The 5,805-nt window shown below is 45.4% G+C and carries 4 protein-coding genes; 1 reads left to right on the top strand and 3 read right to left on the bottom strand.

Annotated elements, in window-relative coordinates:
- Positions 1-174 precede the first annotated feature (174 nt).
- Entirely contained in the window at positions 175-1,704 is a 1,530-nt protein-coding gene (locus NEPTK9_RS08945; protein ID WP_194848491.1) for a Fic family protein, read from the bottom strand.
- A gap of 239 nt (positions 1,705-1,943) precedes the next feature.
- Between NEPTK9_RS08945 and NEPTK9_RS08940 the strand changes: the two genes are divergently transcribed.
- Positions 1,944-2,501, top strand: a complete 558-nt coding sequence (locus NEPTK9_RS08940; RefSeq protein WP_194848490.1) for a YqgE/AlgH family protein — start codon at positions 1,944-1,946, stop codon at positions 2,499-2,501.
- 157 nt (positions 2,502-2,658) lie between these two features.
- Here NEPTK9_RS08940 and NEPTK9_RS08935 read toward each other — a convergent pair whose 3' ends face one another.
- Positions 2,659-4,857: a hypothetical protein gene (locus tag NEPTK9_RS08935; protein WP_194848489.1), complete on the bottom strand. Its 2,199-nt coding sequence runs from the start codon at positions 4,855-4,857 to the stop codon at positions 2,659-2,661.
- Complete coding sequence (locus NEPTK9_RS08930) at positions 4,829-5,644, bottom strand: hypothetical protein (protein WP_194848488.1); 816 nt, start codon at positions 5,642-5,644, stop codon at positions 4,829-4,831. The genes NEPTK9_RS08935 and NEPTK9_RS08930 overlap by 29 nt, the downstream gene beginning before the upstream one ends.
- Positions 5,645-5,805: the final 161 nt, after the last annotated feature.

The following is a 5,805-nucleotide window of genomic DNA, read 5'->3' as shown; positions in this document are numbered from 1 at the left end:
CCCTAGATTCATCTCACTGTAGAGATGGTCTCTTCTCTTTGAGAGACAACTTGTTGTGACAGCTTCTTGTCACAATGCGAAAAGGTGAACAAGGCCTATTTATTTCAAAAAGAAATTTACATAAGTCCCACAAGCTGAGGGAAAAGAACATACGCATTCATTCTTGTACTACGCCTAAGCTCCAGATTGTTGTTCCCGCATTTCTTGGGCAATAAATGCTGCAAAAGGCTCAATGTTCTGATCTGTTCCTGCTATTTCCAAAGCATCGAGATAAGCTTTTCGGTTTTTAACTTCTATGATCGTCCAAGGATATCCCCCTGAAACAAACATGACATTCATAAGAAACCGTCCAATCCGTCCATTTCCATCCATATAGGGATGAATATAAACAAAAATATAGTGCCCCAATACGGCTCGAACAGCTGGATGCTCATCTTCTTGAATACAATGAAATAACATCTCCATCGCTCCAATCAAAGCTTCCTTAGGTAAAGGAACATGTCTAGAGTTTCGGATATAAACCTGCTCTTTTCGGTATCCTATAAGATCTTTTTCTTCTATAAGCCCAACATGAACCATTGAAGAAAAAAGCTTAAGATACCATTTTTTTAAATTAATCTCGATAGACTCTTTTGTATTTCCCCCCACTAATTTTGAAAGAGTATTTTTCACCTCTTGAAATGCTTCAAAGTAACCCCGAGCCGCTAGTCGGTTTTTTTCTCGAAGATCTTCGGGATCATGGTCAGGATTCCATTCATTATTTTGCACCTTCTGGATTAAGTCTTGATTGACTTGGTAACCTTCAATAGAAAGAGAGTTATAGGCATCTTTTTCATAAAGCTCTTCAAGAGAGTCCAAATAGGTCTTAGGCTTAAGCGTAAACTGTAAAGGTTGTGGGAAAAAAGGGATAACCTTTTCCCTAAAATCTTTCCACATCGAAAGAATACGCCCCTCATAAGGAGAAGTTATCTCTATAAAACTTGACGTCGGTTTTTGACTTGCAAATGGATTATCTCCCTTTATTTTCCAACCTAACAGAGTAAGATCTGTTTCTAAACTCTTTACCATTTGAGTTTCTCCAAGAAACTGATAGGCCCCAAGCAACCTTTCTGAAGCTTTTTTAAATCCATATTTTGCGATAATTTCAGAAATTTCCGATGCATTCCTTACCAGACGGAGTGCAATTTCAGCATCTCTGGAATTTTTCTGAAAATATGTTTGCCCTACTTTGCAAAGAGCTAAAGGAAGTGACATCGTCTGTAACCCTTTAACCTCCACCCTTTCTTCTGGAAAACTTTTTTTATCTACATAAACAAACAAAGAAGTGTTGTGAGGAAGAGGACGCTGCATTGCTCCTCCTCGCGAAACAATGACAATGACTTGCCTAGGTATCTGAGTCGATCCCGTATGTAAATCAAGAGAGTTTTCAGCAGAAAGGCAATAGCGACCTTTATAATGATGCTCAAGATAAACACGTAAAAACTCCCAAAAATTTGCATACCATGTCGTAGAGCTTCCTGCTGCTCCATCAGGGCGAGCAAGCATATACCATCCTTTAAGGATCTCTTGAAGGCACTGAGTTCTTACAAGGGTTTCTCTATCTCCACGAGACATTTGTCTAGAGCGAATGATATTCCCCCCATTCACACTAGCGATTTCCTTGACTCGAGCTAATGCCTCTCCTACCTGCTTAGAAGTCTCCATATTTACTATACTTTCGTGCATTTGTATGAATATTATTGGTATGTTATGGGAGAAAGAAAGTACGCGTTCATGGGGTGCATTCCCTAGGAAAGCAGTAGATAGTGCGTTAGATTTTAAGCCATCCGACGACCCCATAGCCGCAGGCGCTATAGGGGAGGAGGATGGCTTAAAAGATAATGTGCTAGATCCGGTTTCATAGGGGGTTAAGCCCCATGAACGCGTACAAAAAGAGGCATTAGATGAGCAATATTCCCTATTCAGAGCTTAAGAAAGGAACCTTTCTTATCGCCAGTCCCGATATTGGGAGTGGGATCTTTTACCGGAGCGTTGTTCTTCTTTGTGACCATAGCCCGGTTGGGTCCTTTGGGCTGATTGTCAATAAGCCCCTTGAGATTGACCTCGAAGAGGGTTTTTTTGGCCTGAGCGAAGAGCATGCGGAATATGTGAAGATGCGGGCAGGCGGCCCCAACCAACCCAATCAGATCATGCTCCTTCAAAGCGCTGGCCATGATGCCGAAACCAGTTTGGAGATCTGCTCGGGAGTCTACCTCAATGGAGACTCTGACATGATGCAAGAAGAAGAACTTCCCCACACCCTCCTTTGCTTTGGCTATGGGGGATGGGCCTCTGGCGTTTTAGAGCGGGAATTTCTTAATGGCGCCTGGTTCCTCTGCCCCGCTTCAAGCCATCACCTTTTCGAAACAGCGCCCGAATACCTCTGGCAAACCCTTTTAAGAGAAATGGGTGGAAAGTATAAGACCCTTTCTCTGATGCCCAAAGATCTTGATCTCAATTAGAGGGTGTCGTCATAAGATGCTCAATCCTTAAGTCCTTTCTATGGGAAATTTCATCGTTGTCCTCCTTCGAAAGCCCGATTTGGGCTTCCTGCATCGGACGCCTTGAACTTCCCTCATAGTAAGTTCTTCTTTATTGACCATCTTATGACGACACCCTCTAGAATTCATTTTTAAGTTTCTGGAAAAACTTGGCGCCAAAATGGGGCTGCAACGCCTTCACGATCTTATCGCGGTCTTTGGCAAGGGTGGTGGTGAGGATGCTGAGCGCGCTGGCCATCCGGCTAAAGCGCCGGTAATCGACAAGACGCTCGCGAACGATCAGGGCCGGCCCCATAAGGATCCAGAAAAAGTGCTCCTGCTCCTGCTTGGTCCAGCTCCCCTCTTTCCCAAGAAGCTTGGTGAGAGCAAAGAAAGCGCCGGTCGCCGTTGCCCCGATATCGACACTATCCTTACAGGAAAAGGTAAAGGTTCCTGGCTCCACCATCTCGATAATCTTTAAGATAAAGAAGAGATAGAAAATCTCGATGAAGTCGAGCCGATCTTTTCGACTGAGTTTGGCCTTTTTGCCAAAAAAGTGGGTGTGGATAATGGGAAGGATCTTCTTCGTATAGTCGAGAAGCTCTTTGCGGGAAAGCTCCTTCGGAAAGTAAAAACCACACGACTCTCCACTTGCAATCTGATCCTCGGTGATCTTCATAAAGTCTTTGGCCTTGTCAATGGAGAGGTAGTCCTCAGCTTGAAAGTAAAAATCACTTTTTTTCGGGAGGGTGATGAAGACAATTTGCTCGGAAAATTCGGCTTGATTTTGGAGATGTTCCAGGACGAGGCAGCGGGCACTTTCTTCCCAAGAAGTCCGGTCTTGCAGGTTGAAGTGGAGGTGTCTGCGAAGATCGGGGTTGGCTCCCAGATGGCGGAGAAACCCTTTGTATTCGTCGATGACTTCGGCTTTATTGATATGGGGGTGAAGGGTGGGACAAGGCATCTTGAGACATAGAGCATCGAAGGGCTGCGACGAAAAGGTATAGAGATAATAGGGAGCATTCCCCTGCCGAATCGGGTCAAACCCTTCTTCTTCGTTCCTCTCTTGGAAAATGTCGAGCACTTTAAAGAGGGGCCCACTCGGATACTTTTTGAGCATGGTGGTAACGGTATCGTGAAGATCAAAGATCTCACTCATGAGCGCTGTGGTATCGATCCCCTCCTTGGTCGGCGGGGATTTCCCCTCATAGGCCCGTTTGATGAGCCCTTTCAGGTAGTCAAGCATCTCTTGCTTCTTCCCACTATGGATGAAAAAGGCGTAGGAAACAGCGTGGATCAGGTTAACAACAGCGCGGGTAAACTGATCGGTCTCTGCAGCGGTATGACCAATCAATTCCTGATAGTCAGAAGAGGCCAAAATCTCCCTTAAAAACCGGTGGAAATCTTTGAGGTAACGGGTACACATTTTCCCCGCCGTATTTTCATGAAGGTTGCGGGGATTACAGGCGAGCATGAGCGACATCGTCACCTTCAGCACCTTTCCCACAATGGGAATTTCCTTATTGTGAAAGGCGTCGGCATAAAAATCGCCCAGCTCCTGCTTCGAAATCTCCCGAATCTCCTCAGCAACAGCTTGGGCCTCATGATCGAGAAGGACATTGACCTGCAAAAGGGGGTCCTCCCCCTCAAAGCCGAGGATCACCTCATCAAAATCGCTCACCAGTTTGATATGTCTTAAAAGGTTCCGATTAAAAAGGGGTTTCCCATCATCGTGGCGGATATAAAAAAGCTCATACTCTTTATCCTGCTTCACCATATCGAGATCTTTAAGCCCTTGCCGCTCAATGTCAATCTCTTCCTCTTCGGTCTCCGCCCACTCCTCTTGCCAAGCCGCTTCAGCTTCGAGAACCTCTTGGAACCGCTTTAAGATCTTATCGCTGTAAAACTTTTGGAGATCTTTATACTCCTTAATCTCTAAGACTTGACCCTCTTCATAGGTATGCTTAAAAAGGGTGGTGTAGGAGCTCAACTTATCGGCCGCTTCGTCAGCAAGGATCATGATCGCTTTGATCCCCCGCTGCATCTCCCGACTTTGCAGCTGCCCTTTATCTTTGGTGTAAACGTGCTTGAGATAGTTATGGACCGTCTTAAAGGTCCCTTTGACGGTCGAAAGAAGTTCCTCTTTTTCTTCAGTCTTAAGGGCTCCCAGCTTTTTGAGCTTTCCCTTAACGCCAACTTCCCCTTCCTTATCGAAAGGGGTGTCGAGTTCAGCCATCCCCGAGAGATTGTCGACCGCATCGGCGATCGTCATCTCCTCCGCTTTTTTTCCCTTCTTTGCCATGACTTTATTATCGCCGGCGAGGGATATTATTATCAATCGTGATTTCTCGCTCGGTCACATTGAAAAAACCGGGGACAAGGGCTCCATTTTTATCAAGAAGCTCAAGCTTAATCGTATGCTTCCCAGGAGAAAGACCATAGAGATAGTAAGGAACGTAATCTGTAAGGAGTTGAATCTCTTGCTCATCAACAGTGAGGCGCACCTTATACCCATCAGAAGAAAGATCACAATTCGACAGTAAAAAATCAAGGAGGATCGGGTTTGATTGGCTCGCAGGATACCGTCCTTGAGGCTCGTTATAAGTAAGATAAGGACCCTTTAGATCGACATTCATCGTGTCTGATTTTTTCCGATCTTGAAAGTAAAAAACCTCAGACGTAAAAGGACCTCTCCCTTTCAAGCTTTCCCCATAAGAGCGGGCAGGAAAAGCGCGGATCACATGTTGCCCCGGCCTTAAATTAAAAGGGATATGAAAGCTGACAATCTTATCGTAATATTCTCGATTCTCATCGAAAGAGTCTTCAAACGACTGGTTGTAGATCAGATAGGGTTCATTATCGATCACCACATGGATCGCTTGCCCTTCGGGATCATTGTAGATCTCCTTTGCCCGGTCATTTTGGGTGATCACGCCTAGAGGAAAGCCCTCGACCCTAAGCTGCACATTGATCGGAGCCTTCCGCTTGTTCTCATGGGGACGGGGAAAAATGATCCGGGTGACAACCGTATTTGGCTCAGGACTAGGGGCTACCGGGACAACACGGACATTATCCACCCCATAGAGAAAGGTCATTCCCAGTAAAATCAGTAGCAGCTTTTTCATGACCCCCCCCTTTTCCTTTGATTACTCCTTTCCCTAAATAGAATCAATCCTCAATAATAGTAGGTCAACTACTCCTCCCTAAAGGAAGGAGCTTGTAGCTAGCGCAGTTGCTGCTACCATAGGCACGTTGACAGGTGCCCTTGCTGAGACAACAGACTCAG

The sequence above is a fragment of the Candidatus Neptunochlamydia vexilliferae genome, from assembly GCF_015356785.1.
Lineage (GTDB): Bacteria > Chlamydiota > Chlamydiia > Chlamydiales > Simkaniaceae > Neptunichlamydia > Neptunichlamydia vexilliferae.
The sequence above is the reverse complement of the archived record's forward strand: the minus strand, read 5'-3'. Positions and strand labels throughout refer to the sequence as shown.